The organism is Desulfocurvus thunnarius (assembly GCF_055390965.1).
On sequence record NZ_AP042411.1, the window covers coordinates 2310070 to 2325634 of the forward strand.

General features: G+C 65.0%; 11 protein-coding genes. 7 read left to right on the top strand and 4 right to left on the bottom strand.

What is annotated here, in order from left to right:
* Nucleotides 1-59: 59 nt before the first annotated feature.
* A complete protein-coding gene (mqnE, locus tag ACZ5KV_RS10090; protein ID WP_464239173.1) occupies nucleotides 60-1115 on the bottom strand; it encodes an aminofutalosine synthase MqnE in 1056 nt (351 codons plus the stop codon).
* Between the two features lie 184 nt (nucleotides 1116-1299).
* A complete protein-coding gene (locus ACZ5KV_RS10095; RefSeq protein ID WP_464239174.1) occupies nucleotides 1300-3909 on the bottom strand; it encodes a sensor domain-containing protein in 2610 nt (869 codons plus the stop codon).
* 416 nt (nucleotides 3910-4325) lie between these two features.
* Between ACZ5KV_RS10095 and ACZ5KV_RS10100 the strand changes: the two genes are divergently transcribed.
* Nucleotides 4326-6023: a glutamine--tRNA ligase/YqeY domain fusion protein gene (locus ACZ5KV_RS10100; RefSeq protein ID WP_464239175.1), complete on the top strand. Its 1698-nt coding sequence runs from the start codon at nucleotides 4326-4328 to the stop codon at nucleotides 6021-6023.
* Between the two features lie 362 nt (nucleotides 6024-6385).
* Here ACZ5KV_RS10100 and ACZ5KV_RS10105 read toward each other — a convergent pair whose 3' ends face one another.
* Together ACZ5KV_RS10105 and ACZ5KV_RS10110 are read right to left on the bottom strand one after the other, a co-directional pair.
* Nucleotides 6386-7207, bottom strand: coding sequence for an IclR family transcriptional regulator (locus ACZ5KV_RS10105; RefSeq protein WP_464239176.1), 822 nt, complete (start codon nucleotides 7205-7207; stop codon nucleotides 6386-6388).
* A gap of 87 nt (nucleotides 7208-7294) precedes the next feature.
* Nucleotides 7295-8860, bottom strand: coding sequence for a BCCT family transporter (locus tag ACZ5KV_RS10110; protein ID WP_464239177.1), 1566 nt, complete (start codon nucleotides 8858-8860; stop codon nucleotides 7295-7297).
* Between the two features lie 494 nt (nucleotides 8861-9354).
* Between ACZ5KV_RS10110 and ACZ5KV_RS10115 the strand changes: the two genes are divergently transcribed.
* Genes ACZ5KV_RS10115 through ACZ5KV_RS10140 form a run of 6 tightly spaced genes read left to right on the top strand, consistent with a single transcriptional unit; the run spans nucleotide 9355 to nucleotide 15517 of the window.
* Nucleotides 9355-10425 carry a pyruvate ferredoxin oxidoreductase gene (locus ACZ5KV_RS10115; protein WP_464239178.1) on the top strand — a complete coding sequence of 357 codons (1071 nt, stop codon included), beginning with the start codon at nucleotides 9355-9357 and terminating at the stop codon, nucleotides 10423-10425.
* A gap of 3 nt (nucleotides 10426-10428) precedes the next feature.
* Nucleotides 10429-11190 (top strand): thiamine pyrophosphate-dependent enzyme, encoded by a 762-nt coding sequence (locus ACZ5KV_RS10120; protein WP_464239179.1) that lies wholly within the window; start codon nucleotides 10429-10431, stop codon nucleotides 11188-11190.
* A gap of 40 nt (nucleotides 11191-11230) precedes the next feature.
* On the top strand, nucleotides 11231-11737 hold the full coding sequence (locus ACZ5KV_RS10125; protein WP_464239180.1) for a 2-oxoacid:acceptor oxidoreductase family protein: 507 nt from the start codon (nucleotides 11231-11233) through the stop codon (nucleotides 11735-11737).
* The gene (locus tag ACZ5KV_RS10130; protein ID WP_464239181.1) at nucleotides 11730-11945 is read left to right on the top strand and encodes a 4Fe-4S binding protein; all 216 of its coding nucleotides are present in this window, start codon (nucleotides 11730-11732) and stop codon (nucleotides 11943-11945) included. The genes ACZ5KV_RS10125 and ACZ5KV_RS10130 overlap by 8 nt, the downstream gene beginning before the upstream one ends.
* Before the next feature lie 59 nt (nucleotides 11946-12004).
* Complete coding sequence (locus tag ACZ5KV_RS10135; RefSeq protein WP_464239182.1) at nucleotides 12005-14152, top strand: acetate--CoA ligase family protein; 2148 nt, start codon at nucleotides 12005-12007, stop codon at nucleotides 14150-14152.
* 39 nt (nucleotides 14153-14191) lie between these two features.
* On the top strand, nucleotides 14192-15517 hold the full coding sequence (locus tag ACZ5KV_RS10140) for an NAD(P)/FAD-dependent oxidoreductase (protein WP_464239183.1): 1326 nt from the start codon (nucleotides 14192-14194) through the stop codon (nucleotides 15515-15517).
* Nucleotides 15518-15565: the final 48 nt, after the last annotated feature.

A 15565-nucleotide genomic window follows, 5' to 3' on the forward strand; every position in this document is an offset into this window, starting at 1 on the left:
GGCCGGGGGTGCATCCCCCGGCCCGGCCTCGCGTTTTGCGCCCGCCCCGCGGGTCGGGCCTACACTTCCCGGAAGAACGTGTCGCGCTCCACGGGAGTGAAACCCGCCTGTTCGATGGCCTCGCGCAGCCGGGCCACGGTCAGGCCCTTGGGGCTGGTGGCGCCCGCCGCGTGGCCGACCTTTTCCTCGATGAGGGTGCCGTCGAAGTCGTCGGCCCCTGCGGCCAGGGCGAGCTGCGCGGGCTTGATGCCCGAGAAGGCCCAGTACGCCTTGAGGTGCGGCACGTTGTCCAGGAACAGCCGCGCCAGGGCGATCATCTTCAGGTAGTCCAGCCCGTCGGTGCCCGGGGCGCCCAGCTCGTTGTTGCCCGGCTGGTATTGCAGCGGGATGAAGCACAGGAACCCGCCCGTGCGGTCCTGCACGTCGCGCAGGGCCGCCAGATGCTCCACGCGGTCGGCCCAGGTTTCCACGTGGCCGAAAAGCAGGGTGCAGTTGGTGCGCAGGCCCATGCCGTGCGCCAGTTCGTGGATTTCCAGCCAGTCCTTGCCGGGCAGTTTTTCGGGGCACAGCCGCTGGCGCAGGGCCGGGGAGAAGACCTCCGCCCCGCCGCCGGGCAGGGCGTCCAGCCCCGCCGTGCGCAGATCCTCCAGCACCCGGGCCCGCGTGCGCCCGTAGCGCTCGGCCAGATAGGCCACCTCCACCGCCGTGAAGGCCTTGACCCGCAGCCCGGGCCGGGCCGCCTTCACCTGCGAAACCAGTTCCAGGTAGTACTCGTAGGGCAGGTCGGGGTTCAGCCCGCCCACGATGTGCACCTCGCGGATGGGTTCGTCCGCCCGCGCGGCCACCAGGGCCGCCGCCTGCTCCGGGGTGTGCGCGTAGGCGCCCGCGTCTCCGGCGCGCTTGGAAAAGGCGCAGAACCGGCAGGCGTTGGCGCAGACGTTGGTGTAGTTCAGGTGCTGGTTGTAGATGTAGAATGCCTTGCGCCCGTGGCGCGCGGCCCGCGCCGCGCCGCCCAGTTCGCCCAGGGTGTGCACGTCGCACCCGCGGGCCAGCTCCAGGGCCTGCTCCGCGCTCAGGCGCGCCCCCGCGCGCACCGCGTCGATGATCCGCTGCATGGTCTATCCTCGGGAAAAGAATTGCCGCCCGGCCGCGCCGCGCGCGGGGACACCATACGGACGGGCGGGGGGCGAGTAAAGGGCGGGGTGCGGGCGGAGGCGGACGGCGAAGCGGAGGGCGGCAGGAGGCGCAGGGGCGTTCCCCCTGCCGATTTTTCCGAGGACGGGGCGGCGCCCCGGCGGCTCAGGCCGAGCGGGCGACCAGGGCGCCTGCGGAGTCGGAGTCCAGCGGGCGTGAGAAGTAGAAGCCCTGCACGTTGTCGCAGTCCAGCCCGCGCAGCAGGGTCATCTGCTCCAGCTCCTCCACGCCCTCGGCCACCACGTCCAGGCCCATGCTTTTGGCCAGCACGACGACGGCGCGGACGATGGCCGTGTTTTCCGCGTTGCGGGCCATGTCGCAGATGAAGGAGCGGTCGACCTTGAGGGTGTCCACAGGGAATTTCTGGAGGTAGGACAGGGAGGAATAGCCGGTGCCGAAGTCGTCGATGGACAGCTTGATGCCCAGGGTCTTCAGGCGGCGCAGCATGGACAGGGCGCCCTCGGCGTTGTCCATGATGGTGGACTCGGTGATTTCGAGCTTCAGGTGGCGTGGGGCGAGGTGCGACTCCTCCAGGATGCAGGTGATCTGCTCCACGAGGCTGGGCTGGGAGAACTGGCGGGGCGAAAGGTTCACGGACATGTGCAGGTGGTCCTGCCCGGGGTAGCGGGCCAGCCAGTTGGCCATGGTCACGCAGGCCTTGCGCAGGATGATCAGCCCGAGGTCGATGATGTGCCCGGATTCCTCGGCCACGGGGATGAACAGGCCCGGGGGCAGCGCCCCGCGCAGGGGGTGGTTCCAGCGCACCAATGCCTCGAAGCCGATGAGCCGGTCGTCACGCAGGCTGACGATGGGCTGGTATTGCAGGAAGAATTCGTCGCGTTCGATGCCCCGGCGCAGGTCGCGCTCCAGGGTCATGGCCTCCACGGCGAGCTGGAACATGCGCGGGTTGAAGACCTTCATCCGGTTGCCCCCGGCGCGGATGGCGTGGTGCATGGCGATGTTGGCGTTTTGCAGCACGGCCTCGGGGGTCAACTCCGGCGGGGGGGAAAGCACGATGCCCATGCTGACGGTGATGCGGATTTCATGGTCGCCCAGATGGAAGGGCTCGGCCAGCACCTGGCGGATGCGTTTGGCCACCCCGATGGCCTCGCGTGGGGAGACCAGTTCGTCGAAAACGATGACGTACTCGTCGCCCGCATAGCGCGACACGGTGTCCAGGCTGCGCACGCAGCGCAGCAGGCGGTAGCTGACTTCGCGCAGCAGGGCGTCGCCCGTCTGGTGCCCCAGGCTGTCGTTGACCACGCGGAAGCGGTCGATATCCAGGAAGGCCAGGGCGAAGAAGTGCCTGTCGCGGCGTTTGGAGCGTTCCATGGTCTGGCGGATGCGGTCCGTGCACAGGGAGCGGTTGGCCAGCCCGGTGAGCGGATCGTGCAGGCTCTCGTAGCGGAGCTGCTTTTCCATGGTCTTCTGGTCGGTGATGTCGCGCATGCTGCACCGCAGGCCCAGGCAGGAGCCGTCGTCGTCGGTGACGGCGTGGCTGACCACCGAGAGCCAGTGCATGCGCCCGTCTTCGCGGAAGATGCGGAAATCCAGGCTTTCCCCGGCGCTGTTGCACGGCTCGGCCACGAAGTCGCGCCACAGGGGCAGGTCGTCGCGGTGGATGATCTGCTCCATCAGGTCGGGGGTGGTCATGAAGGCTTCGGGCGGATAGCCGGTGATGCGTCGGCACGAGGGCGAAACGTAGAGCAGCGTGCCGTCGGGCCCGCGCCAGGTCTCCATGTTGAAGGCCGAGTCGGAGACGGTGCGGTAGCGTTTTTCGGACCGCCGCAGGGCCTGCTCCATGCGCTTGCGCTCGATGGCCATGGCCACCTGCTCGGAGATGGCCGTCATCAGGTGCACTTCGTGCGGGCCGTAGTGCTCGGGGTCGGCGTAGTCCTGCACGGCCATGGCGCCGATGATCTTGCCCTCCACGACCAGGGGCACCCCGAGCCAGATTTCCGCCGCCGTGCCCACGACACCCGAGAGGCCGACGCCTCGCGCGGGGAAAAGGGCCCCCAATTCGTCCTTGCGCACGAGCAGCGGCCTGCCCGAGCGGATGACCACCAGGGACAGGCTCCTGGTCGCGGAGTCGGAGATGTTTTCGATGTCGTAGGCCGTACGGTCCACGGCGTCTTCGAAATAGGGGAAGACGAGGCGGTCGCGCTCCTCGTCCACCAGGGCGATGAAGAAATTGGAGGCATCGATCACGTCGCGCAGGATGGCGTGGATGGCGGCGTAGAGGTCCGGCAGGTCGCGGGTGACGTGCACGGTGTTGGAAATGCGGTAGAGCACGGTGAGCAGGGTTTCGCTGCGGCGGTGGGCCTGCTCGGCGCGGCGGATGGCCGTGGCGTCCTCGAACAGGCCCAGGGCCGCCCCGGCCCCGGCCAGGGGCGAAAACGAGGCCCGCAGCCAGCGCGGGTGCGCGCCGTGGCGCACGGGCACCTCGCCGGACCAGGACCGCCCCGCGCCGATGACCTCGGCCAGCAGCGCGGCGAGGCCGCCCGGAATGGCGCCTGAGAAATCGAACGCCTCCAGGCCCGCCGGGGCCAGGGCGCGCAGGGCCGGGTTGGCGTAGCGCACGGTGCCCCCGGCGTCCACAAGCAGCGCCAGGGCCGGGCTGCCCTCGAAGGCGGACGCCAGCAGATCGACGCAGGCGGCGGGGCCGCGCCGTCCGGAGTCGGAAGTGTGATCTTCTGTCTGCCTCTTGCGTGCCATCGGTCCATCCAGAGGCTGGAGGTTCCGACCGGAAGTGAAAGCGCACTCCGGGCCATGAGCGAATGCGAAACGCCAGCGCGTGGAAAATCCGCTTTTCCCCGCCGGGCGGGACGGCATCTGTACAAGCCCGTGCCAGAGCGTCAGCAAGCCCTGGTGGTGCGGCGTACACGCCACTGCCTTTGGCCCTACCGCATTCGCAAGGAATAATCCATAGTTGTTTTGTCCTTAACAAAACAGACTTCCCGAGGGGGCAATTGCACGTCTTTCCTTTTTGCGCAATGGCTTGATCGCCGGGTGCGGTTCCCCTGTCGGGGGCACCCCCGCGCCGACCTCTGGCGCCGCGCGGGGTTTCGTGGCATAGTCCCCGTCGGCGCCACAGGGCGCCCATGCCCGACCACACACTCCAGAGGTACCCCATGGCCGAAAAGACCACCGCCACCGCCCCGGAGGCCGCAGCCCCCCGCCACTTCATCCGCCAGATCATCGACCAGCATCTGGCCGACGGCACCTGGGACCACGTGGCCACCCGCTTCCCCCCCGAGCCCAACGGCTACCTGCACATCGGCCATGCCAAGTCCATCTGCCTCAACTTCGGGCTGGCCCGGGAATACGGCGGCATCTGCAACCTGCGCTTCGACGACACCAACCCGACCAAGGAAGAGGTCGAGTACGTGGAGTCCATCCGCGAGGACGTGCAGTGGATGGGCTTCCAGTGGACGAACAACTTTTTCGCCTCGGACTACTTCGAGCGGCTCTACGGCTTCGCCGTGCGGCTCATCGAAATGGGCAAGGCTTACGTGGACGAGCAGAGCGCCGAGCAAATTCGCGAAACCCGCGGCACTCTGACCAGCCCCGGCACGCCCAGCCCCTGGCGCGACCGCCCGGCCGCCGAAAGCCTGGACCTTTTCGCGCGCATGCGCGCCGGGGAGTTCGAGGACGGCCGCTACGTCGTGCGCGCCAAGATCGACATGGCCCATCCCAACGTCGTGCTGCGCGACCCGACCATCTACCGCATCCGCCACGCGCACCACCACCGCACCGGCGACGCCTGGTGCATCTACCCGATGTACGACTTCACCCACTGCCTGTCCGACGCCATCGAGGGCATCACCCACTCCATCTGCACCCTGGAGTTCGAGAACAACCGCGCCCTGTACGACTGGGTGCTCGACACCCTGGGCTTCGACCCCCGCCCGCGGCAGTACGAATTCGCCCGGCTGAACATCACCGGCACGGTGCTTTCCAAACGCCGCCTGATCCAGCTCGTGCGCGAGGGCCACGTGAACGGCTGGGACGACCCGCGCATGCCGACCATCAGCGGCTTCCGCCGCCGGGGCTACACTCCCGAGGCCATCCGCGACTTCTGCGAGCGCATCGGCGTGGCCAAGGCCGACAGCACCGTGGACTTCGCCCTGCTCGAACACTGCCTGCGCGAGGATCTGAATGCCCGCGCCCCGCGTGTCATGGGCGTGCTCAATCCCCTCAGGGTGGTCATCGAGAACTACCCCGAAGGGCAGGTGGAAGAGTTCGACATGGCCTACCACCCCGAAGACCCGGCCATGGGCTCGCGCAAGGTGCCCTTCTCACGCGAACTGTGGATCGAGCGCGAGGATTTCATGGAAGACCCGCCCAAGAAGTTCTTCCGCCTGGCCCCCGGCGCCGAGGTCCGCCTGCGCTACGCTTACTACGTGACCTGCACCGGCGTGGTGAAAAACGCCGCCGGGGAAATCACTGAACTGCGCTGTACCTACGACCCGCAGACCAAGGGCGGCTGGTCCCAGGACGGGCGCAAGGTCAAGGGCACCCTGCACTGGGTCAGCGCCGCCCACGCCGTGCCCGCCGAGGTCCGGCTCTACGACCGCCTGTTTTCCACCGACAATCCCATGGACGTGCCCGAGGGCGGCGACTTCAAGGACAACATCAATCCCGCGTCCCTGACCGTCGTCCAGGCCCTGCTCGAACCCGGGCTGGCCGCCGCCCGGCCCGGCATGCGCTGCCAGTTCGAGCGCATGGGCTACTTCTGCGCCGATCCGGACTCCACGCCCGGCAAGCCGGTCTTCAACCGCACCGCCACCCTGCGCGACACCTGGGCCAAGATCGCCCAGAAGGGCTGAGAATCACCGTCGGGGCGGCGCCCCGGACCCCGGCGGGGGGCGTTGTCCCCCTGCACTCCCGCCAGGGGCCGACGGCCCCTGGCCCCCCATACCGGCGCGGGCCGGGCGGCAGGAAGCCGCCCGGCCCGCGCCGGAGGTTTTGGTGGGGCAAAGCAGGGGCGTTCCGGATGGTTTGACGGGCGGCGGAGAGCGACGGCCCGTTGCTCCGGAAACGGTCTGGCCGCGGCGGGCGCCGTGGGCTGCGCCCGGAAGGCATGTCGCGTTCATCCCCCAAGGCCGCAACACGAAATCCGCACCGGCGGGTGCAGTGGTGGCGGAAGCCTGGGGCGGGCGTCGAAAAAACGTGACGACCAGGGCCGGGCTCAGGCCACGGTCAGCATGTCCACGAGGGTGTCCGCGTCCAGGTCGAACGCATGGGCGGGCGCTTCGAGGAGTCTGGACGCTTCCGCCGCCGCCAGGGGAATCTCGCGGACGAGTTTCTGCGACAGGGCCATGTCCAGACGCACGGTCGGCACGGAGCAACTGATGGTCGCCGCGATTGCCCCCGCACTGTCGAACACGGGGGAGGCAATGCAGCGTATCCCTTTGAAGAGTTCCTCGAAGTCCATGCCCAGGCCCCGTTTGCGGACGGCTTCGAGTTCCTTGTACAGAATGTTTATCTTTTCCGAGTTCATTTCCGCGTCGTTCCGGCGCAGGTCTTTTATGAAGCCGCGCAGGTCCTCTTCCGGCAGGAACGCCAGAAAAGCCTTTCCCGATGCGGAGATATAGGCAGGGAAGGAAGTCCCGACAATGGAGTCCATCTGCAAGGCGTGCTTTGATGTGATCTTGTGGATCACGACCATCTCCACGCCGGAGAGAATGCTCAGGTTGACGGTTTCGTTGACCTTGTCGCGCAGGGAAGACAGGATCGGTTGCAGCAGGGACACCAGATTGTTCTGCGATGCGATCTGTCGGCCCAGAGTGTGGAACTTGAGCGTCAGCGCGTAGGCGCCGCCCCGCTCGAGCTGCCGTACGTACCCGAGTTCTTCCAGGGTCCGCAGGATGCGCTGCAAGGTGCCTTTGGGTATGGAGCATGTTGCGCTGAGCGCCTTCAGCGACCAATCGCTTTTTGTCGCCATGGTCTCGATGATGAAGAGGGCTTTCTCCAGGGAGCGCATCATATAATAGTTGTCATTTTGAGTCATGATTTCCCGACTATCTGTTTTTCGGTTGCAGAACGCCCGGCAGAAAATGGCACTGCCCTTCATCCGGAGGTGAAGGGCAGTGTAATGTTAGCCATTTTGGGCTTCATTGTCTAGCCAGTCCGGTTTGCCCAATAAATATATGCCATCCTTTACGAGCGCCACGCACATGGCGAAGGTGAAGAGCATCATGGGGAATCCCGCCAGGGATATCAGCCCGCGAACCGGTTCGATCCCGCCGCAGATACACAAGACATAGGCGATGAGCCCGATCACGACGCCCCAGAGGACCTTGAGCCGCCGGGGCGGCTCTTCGCCGACCCGGACGCCTTTGGTGGAGATGATCGCCAGGGTGGCAACCAGGGAATCCGTCATCGTGGCGAAGGAGAAGACGATGGTGACCACGAACAGCCCCATCAGCATCTGGCTGAAGGGGAATTGCTCAAGGAGCAGATAGACCATGGACTCCATCCCGAAGTCGTGTATCCCGGCCCAGACGTCCACCGCGCCGCTCCACTGGAAGTAGACGGCCGTTCCGCCGAAGGTCGCTATCCAGAAGTGGCAGAAGACGGTCGGGGGGATGACGTTGACCAGGATGAACTGACGGACGGTTCGCCCCTTGCCCATGCGGGCCAGGAAATGGCCGAGCAGGGGAGCGAAGATGAAGAAGATTTCCATGTAGGGAACGAGCCATTGCGACGGCCACAGATCATTGGCCTGCATGGTGTTGAGCAGGGTGCTGTTGCGGAAGAAGTTGTTGGCGAAGTACCCGAACGATTCGACCCCGATGCCGAGGATGAACAGGGTCGGGCCCGCGAAAAGGATGAGCCCCATGAAGAAAAAGAAGGCCTTCGTGGTTCCCGTGGACAGAAGGCACATGCCCTTTTTCAGGCCGGAGGAGGAGGACAGGACGTAGATGGGGATGATGATCGCGGCGGCGACGGCCCAGGTGACGGGCCCGGGGGTGTAGCCGAATATCTTCCCCGTTCCGCTGCCGATCTGCATGAGACCGGCCCCCATGCTGGTGGCGACGGCGCAGCACAGGGAGAACAGGCAGATCGCATGGACGGCGGGAATAACCACGGGGCGCAGCTTCTCCGGGAAAAGGGCGTACATCCCGGCGGCGACCGAGAGCGGGTAGTTGCGGTTGTAGCCCCCCAGGGCGATGGCCACGGCGCAGACGGTGTAGAAACAGTATTGGGCGACGGTCCAGTGCAGTGTCGTCTGCGCTATGGCGAAGATTCCCGCGTCCTTCGATCCGGGTTCGATGTGCAGGCTCAGGGGCGGCTGCATCATGTGGTAGATGGGTTCGCCCATGGCCCAGAACAGGATGCCGATGCCGATGCACCCGCATAGGGAAAGGGCAAACCATTGCCAGAATGAGAATTCCGGCTTGGCATCCCTGCCTCCCAGGCGGATGTCCCCGATAGGGGAAAAGGCCACGCCCACGGTGAACATGACGATGATGATGCCGAGGGAGACTTCCAGCCATCCGAAGTTGAAGTGAATCCAGCCCATGACCTTGTCCAGGATGGCGGCGAGTCCTTCGTGGTAGGTCAGCCCCAGGACGATTCCGGTCGTCAGCAGGATGAATCCCGGCCAGAAGGTATATGGGTTCAGCTTGCTTCGTTCGTCTATCGAATGAGTCCCGGCCATGGTGTCCCTCCGTTGTTTTCAGGCGGTTGTCCCTGGGCACCCTGGCGCGGGTGGCGCGACGCCGAGGCGTTGTGGCCATACGGCCAGGGTTGCGGTCAAGCCGACGTTTCCGCAGGTCGGCGCGTCCCGTTTCTCTTTGTAGTATGCCGTACCGATTTGTGGTAAGCCTAGAAGGAGAGGGTTTTGTTGTCAATTGGGGGGAAGGCTTTTTTGCCGTAAAAATTTATGCCGCATTATCCAGCTATAAAAATTGATATTTTTGTAAATTTAACAGCTTTCACCAGGTTGCTGCGCAAAAATAGGGGAAGGGGGTTGACGGAGTTGTCGGGCTCGGCTAGTGTCGCGTCATGGAACATGGTACCAGATTACGGTATATAAATTCGCCAGCCCCGGCCGGCAAATTTTTTTCCGGTGAATATGGTACGTCGTACCGAAATGTGGAACGTTGGAGTTGTGAGCAGTAAGGCGAACCGTACTACTTGTTTGAGGTGCATATGATCCAGGAAACGTTGTTTCTGAAAAACACGGAGACTTTTGCCGAGGGTCTGGCCCGGTGCGGAGTGAAATATCACTTCGCCTACCCGATCACTCCGGCGACTGACATCATGAAAAGGATGGCCGTCATCCTGCCCCAGTACGGGGGGAAGATGATGCAGATGGAAAGCGAGCTGGCCGTTTCCAGCGCCCTGGCGGGCGCGGCCTGCACCGGAAAGCTGGTGGCCACCTCCAGCTCGGGGCCGGGCCTGACGCTCATGCACGAGGCCATCGGTTTCATGTGCGCGGCCGATCTGCCCTGCATCGTGGTCGACTCCATGCGGGTCGGCCCGGGCGACGGCGATATCCTCGGTGCCCAGAGCGACTACTTCGTCGTTACCCGGGGCGGTGCGCACGGCGACTACCACACCATCGTCCTGGCGCCGTCCTCCGGGCAGGAGATCGCGGACCTCGTGCCCCACGGCATCCGTCTGGCGTACAGGTACCGGATCCCGGTGTTGTTCGTGATCGACGGCGTGAGCGCCCAGACCACCGAGTCCACGACCCTCCCGGCCTACCACGACTACTCTGCCGAGTTCGACACTTCCGGTTGGGCCTTCACGGGCACCAAGGACCATGCAAAGCGCGCCCTCATCACCGGCAGCTATTCGCACCAGGACGGCTACGTGATGAACGAGAGGTTGCGCGCCAAGTACGAGGTCATCAAGGACAAGGAACAGATGTGGGAGCAGGATCAGGTCGAGGACGCCGAACTGGTCGTCGCCGCCTTCGGCATCCACGGCCGGATGTGCCGGGACCTGGTTTTCCGGATGCGTGCCGCCGGCAGGAAGGTCGGTTTCATCCGGCCGATCACCCTGTGGCCGTTCCCCGACCGCGCCTTCGATGCGCTGCCCGCGTCCGTGAAAAATATCCTGGTGGTCGAGATGAACCACGGACAGATGGTCGAGGATGTCAGGCTGGCCGTCAATGGACGCGTTCCCGTCCATTTCCTCGGCAAGACCGGCGGCGACCTGCCCATGTACACCCTGGCCGACATGATTGCCGAGGCCGAAAGGATTCTGGGGGAATAAGCGATGGAAAACCTGAGCGCGAAATACGGAAAGACCTTAAACCTGGACAAGCTGACCAGCTACTGCCCCGGATGCGGGCACGGCGTCGTGACCCGCCTGGTGGCCGAGGCCATAGAGGAACTGGGCATCATGGAGCGGACCATCGCCATCGTGGGCATCGGCTGCGGCGGGTTTTCGCACCACTACATGGACATCGACGCCATCGAGGCCACCCACGGCCGCTCCCCCTCCTTCGCCCTGGGCTACAAGCTGGCGATGCCGGACAACATCGTCTTCACCTACGCCGGTGACGGCGACACCTGCGCCATCGGCCTGGGCGACCTCATGCACGCGGCCAACAAGGGGATGCCCATAACCACCATCATGGTCAACAACACCGTGTTCGGCATGACCGGCGGCCAGATGTCCCCCACCACCCTGGTCGGGCAGGTCACGGCCACCACCGCCAAGGGCCGGGACGTCGCCCTGCAGGGCTACCCCCTGCTGGTGCCGGAAATGATGCAGTCCATGGCGGGCGTGAAGTTCCTGGCCCGGGAGTCGGTGGCCACCCCCAAGGCCATCCGCAAGGCCAAGAAGAGCATCAGGAAGGCCTTCGAGTGTCAGGTCAAAGGCCTGGGGTACTCCTTTGTGGAGGTGATCGTCCCCTGCCCGACCGGCCTCAAGATGCGGGTGAAGGACGCCTATGCGCGGTGCGCCAACGAGATGACGGACTACTTCAAACCCCAGGTCTTCAAGGACGAGACGGAGCAGACCAATGCTGCATAAATGTACGATTTCCGGTTCGGGAGGCCAGGGCTCCGCGCTCATGGCGAAGATGATCTGCCTCGGTGCGATCAAGGAGGGCCTGAAGGTCGTCATGACCCAGACCTACGGCATCGAGCAGCGGGGGGGCGACTCCACGGCGTACGTGATCGTTTCCGACGAGCCCATCGGCAGCCCCATCGTGGAAAACGATGCGGACATCGCCGTGGCCCTCAGCCCGTCGACCTACGACAACTGCCTCTGCGGTGTCGTGCCGGGGGGCATGCTGTTCACCAACAGTTCCATGATCGAAACCCCCAGGGACGCCGAAGGGTTCAGGCAGGTCCTGCTGCCCGTTTCCGATATCGCGGTGGAACTCGGCACCGTGCGATGCGCGAACATGGTGATGCTCGGCGCCGTTCTCGCGGGCACGGGCCTGTTGCGGCTGGAGGTCGTCGAGGAGGTCGTCAAGGAAAGCCTCGGGGCGAAAAAGCCCCAACTGGTGGAGCTGAACGTCAATGCGCTGCGCACCGGATTCGCCGCGATGAAAAAGGAGGGCGACAATGGCTGACAAGCACCATGTCATCGACACCCGCCGCTGCAAGGCGTGCGGAGTGTGCGTGGACAACTGCCCCAAGGGCGTCCTCGCCATCGGTACGGCCATCAACGCCCAGGGCTACAACTATGTCGTCCAGGCATACCCCGAGAAATGCGTCCTGTGCGACATCTGCGGCATCGTCTGCCCCGACGTGGCCATCGGCGTCATCGCGGACAATTAAGCGATCCGGCATCCCCGCCCCGGCCCGGGGCGGGGATGGAGCGGCAAGGAGTCTTTCCCATGAGTGATCTGGTTCCCCTGTTCAAACCCAACAGCGTCGCCCTGATCGGGGCTTCTTCCAACTCGACGAAGTACGGCTACTGGACGGCCAAGAGCCTTGTCGAGAACAAGTTCCAAGGGGACATCTACTTCGTTTCCCGTTCGGGCGGCGAAATCTTCGGGCTGCCCACCTACCCCGACATCCTTGCCGTGCCCGGCGAGGTCGACCTGGCCATCATCGCCATCGCGCCCAAGTTCATCCTGCCTGTCATGGAGCAGTGCGTGGAAAAGGGCGTCAAGTGCGCCATCGTCGTGTCCACGGGCTTCGGCGAGGTCGGGCCGGAAGGCAAGGAACTCGAGCGCCAGATGCTGGAGATCGCCCGCCGGGGCAACATGCGGGTGCAGGGCCCCAACTGCATGGGCACGTACAGCGCGGCCAAAAGCATGAACGCCAGCATCATCGACCTGGCCCCCGGGCCCATGAGCCTGGTTCTGCAAAGCGGCAACTTCGGCATCGACATCAACTTCAACGCCAAGGCCCGGAACCTCGGCTACAGTTGCTGGGCGACCATCGGCAACCAGATGGACGTGCGGTTCCACGACTTCGTCGAGTATATCGAAACCGACGACGCGACCAAGGTTCTGCTCCTTTATATGGAAGGCCTGCGCGTCGAAAGCGAGGAAGACGGCCGCAAGTTCATCGCGGCCGCACAGCGGACGGTCGCCAAGGTGCCCATCGCCGCCATCAAGATCGGCCGCAGCGCCGCGGGCGCCCGCGCGGCGGCGTCCCACACCGGCTCCCTGGCCGGCAGCGAGAAGGTTTTCGACGCGGCCCTGCGCCAGGCCGGGATCATCCGCGTGGACAGCCCCGGCCAACTGCTGGACGCCGCCGAGGCCTTCTCCAAGTGCAAACCCGCCAAGGGCAGGCGGATCGCCATTCTCACCGACGGCGGCGGGCACGGCGTCATGGCCACGGACTTCGCCGAACAGTTCGGCCTCGAGGCGCCCGTGCTGTCCGACGCCACCCAGGCCAGGCTGCGCGAAATCCTCCTGCCCCACTGCCCCATCAAGAACCCGGTGGACCTCGCCGGGACGCCCGAAGCGGACATGTGGGTGTTCGATCGTTGCCTGAAGGTTCTTTTGCAGGACCCCGACGTGGACGGCATCGTCATCGTGGGCCTGTACGGCGGATACGCCGATCTCTCCGAGGAATTCCGGGCCCTGGAGATGGACGTGGCCAGGAGCATGACCGAGCGGATCGCCGCTTCCGACAAGCCGGTGGTCATGCATTCCATCTACGCGCCGCAGCGCCCCGAGTGCCTCGAATACATCAGCGGGCACGGCGTGCCGGTCTTCGGCGGCGTGGACGCGGCGGTCAGGACCATGGGCGTCCTCGCCCGCTACGCGGGGCTCAAGGAAGCCCTGCGGGAGGAGGCGGCCGGGGAGTGCCCCGACATGCCCGCCGACCGCAAGGAAAAGGCCCGGGCCATCATCGCCGCCGTGCGGGCGGCGGGGCGCACGAACCTCGTGGAAACCGAAGCGCGCGGCATCCTGCGCTGCTACGGTCTCGATATTTCCGAGGATTACCTGGCGACCAGCGCGGATGAGGCGGCCGCCTGCTACAGGAAGATCGGCGGCAGGGTGGTCATGAAGATCGTGTCCCCCGACATCCTGCACAAGACCGACGCGGGCGGCGTGGCGCTGAACATCGATTCCGAGGCCAAGGCCCGCGAAGCCTACGGGCAGCTCGTGAAAAACGGGCTGCGCTACAAGTCCGATGCCGTGATTTTCGGCGTCATGCTGACCGCCATGCTCCCCGGCGGCGTCGAATGCATCATCGGCTCAAGCCACGACAATACCTTCGGGCCCACGGTCATGTTCGGCCTGGGCGGCATCTTCGTGGAAATCCTCAAGGACGTGGCCTTCAGGGTCGCGCCGGTGAACATGCCGTCCTGCCGCAGCATGATCCGCGAAATCAAGGGCCTGGGCATGCTTCAGGGTGCCCGGGGCAGCAAGCCCTGCGACCTTGAGGCCCTGGCGGAGGCCGCGTGCATCGTTTCGTATCTGGTGGACGAACTGCGCGAGGTCGCCGAGGTCGATCTCAACCCGGTTTTCGCCTGGGAAAAGGGACTGGCCATCGCCGATGCCCGCATCATCCTGCACGGGTGATGATCACATGCTCCGAATTATCAACAAGAGAGTTGTGCCATGCGTGAAGTGAAGCTTTTCCCCACGACCACCGGCCAGAGCTGGCTGGAAATGTCTGCGTACAAGCACCACACGTTCCTGCCCGGGTCCGAAATCAGGGATGCCTACGACTACGTCGTCGTCGGCGCGGGATACGGCGGCCAGGCCGCGGCCCGCCATCTGGCGGAACTGCATCCCGAGGCCAGGATCGCGGTCTTCGAGGCCATCAGGATCGGCGACAACGACAGCGGCAAGAACGCCGGTTTCATCATCGACGTGCCCCACGATTTCGGCGACCAGGGCGCCTCGAGCTTCGAGGAGAACAAGAAGTACTTCGAACTCAACACCTTCATCATCAAGTGGATGGAGGACACCATCAAGGCCAGGGGCATCGAGGATGTGGACTGGGACCACTGCGGCAAATACCTCTGCTGCGCCGAAACCAAAAGCTTCAAGCTGATCGACCACGAAATCGACGAGCTGAAGCGCATGAACTGCTCGTACGAGGTCGTGGAGGGCGATGAACTCCACCGCCGCATCGGCACCCGCTATTACAAAAAAGCCCTCTACACCTCCGGCACCGTGCTCATCAACCCCGCCGACGTTCTGCGCGGGCTGTTCTCCGTGATGCCCGAAAAGGTGGAGGTCTTCGAGGAGTGCCCGGTCATGCGCGTCGACGAGGGCAACCCGCCCAGCGTCCTGCTGCGCAACGGCAGGAAGGTGCGGGCCAAGGCCGTCATCGTCACCGCCGGGCCTTTCATTCCGCAGTTCGGCATCGGCTCGAAGGTGTTCTGCCCCGTGCTGTCCTACGGCGCGTTCACCCGCCAGTTCACCGAGGACGAGATGCAGCACCTGCAGGGGGTCAAGCCTTGGGGCTGCACCGCCGGCCACCCCGCGGGCACCACCGTGCGCTTCACCAGGGACCGCCGCATCTTCGTGCGCAACGGCTTCTCTTTCGCCACGCACCTGACCACCTCGCACCAGCGCATCCAGCGGGCCATCCCCAAGCTGCGCCGGGCGTATGAAAACCGTTTCCCCGAACTCCGGCACGTCAACTTCGAGTTCGTCTACGGCGGCATGATCAACATGACCATGAACTACCGCCCGCTGATGTTGCAGCACCATCCCTCCATCTTCGCGTCCGCCTGCGGCGAGGGCGCCGGTGTCGCCAAGACCAGCCTGCTCGGCTACTACATCGCGGAGTGGGTCAGCGGCATCCCCAGCGATAACCTGGAATTCCTGCGCAAAATCTCCACCCCCAAGCGGCTTCCTCCGGAGCCGTTCCTGACCGTCGGCGCCGAGGCGCGCCTCTTCTACGAAGAGCTCAACGCCAAAAAGGAAATCTAACCTCCTACCCTCAACCCCAACCCGGTTCCTGAACAAGGGGGCGCGTGC

Excerpts from the sequence above, each read along its gene's own strand:
- mqnE (WP_464239173.1), bottom strand. The coding sequence starts at position 1,115 with ATGCAGCGGATCATCGACGCGGTGCGCGCGGGGGCGCGCCTGAGCGCG.
- ACZ5KV_RS10095 (WP_464239174.1), bottom strand. The coding sequence starts at position 3,909 with ATGGCACGCAAGAGGCAGACAGAAGATCACACTTCCGACTCCGGACGG.
- ACZ5KV_RS10100 (WP_464239175.1), top strand. The coding sequence starts at position 4,326 with ATGGCCGAAAAGACCACCGCCACCGCCCCGGAGGCCGCAGCCCCCCGC.
- ACZ5KV_RS10105 (WP_464239176.1), bottom strand. The coding sequence starts at position 7,207 with ATGACTCAAAATGACAACTATTATATGATGCGCTCCCTGGAGAAAGCC.
- ACZ5KV_RS10110 (WP_464239177.1), bottom strand. The coding sequence starts at position 8,860 with ATGGCCGGGACTCATTCGATAGACGAACGAAGCAAGCTGAACCCATAT.
- ACZ5KV_RS10115 (WP_464239178.1), top strand. The coding sequence starts at position 9,355 with ATGATCCAGGAAACGTTGTTTCTGAAAAACACGGAGACTTTTGCCGAG.
- ACZ5KV_RS10120 (WP_464239179.1), top strand. The coding sequence starts at position 10,429 with ATGGAAAACCTGAGCGCGAAATACGGAAAGACCTTAAACCTGGACAAG.
- ACZ5KV_RS10125 (WP_464239180.1), top strand. The coding sequence starts at position 11,231 with ATGGCGAAGATGATCTGCCTCGGTGCGATCAAGGAGGGCCTGAAGGTC.
- ACZ5KV_RS10130 (WP_464239181.1), top strand. The coding sequence starts at position 11,730 with ATGGCTGACAAGCACCATGTCATCGACACCCGCCGCTGCAAGGCGTGC.
- ACZ5KV_RS10135 (WP_464239182.1), top strand. The coding sequence starts at position 12,005 with ATGAGTGATCTGGTTCCCCTGTTCAAACCCAACAGCGTCGCCCTGATC.
- ACZ5KV_RS10140 (WP_464239183.1), top strand. The coding sequence starts at position 14,192 with ATGCGTGAAGTGAAGCTTTTCCCCACGACCACCGGCCAGAGCTGGCTG.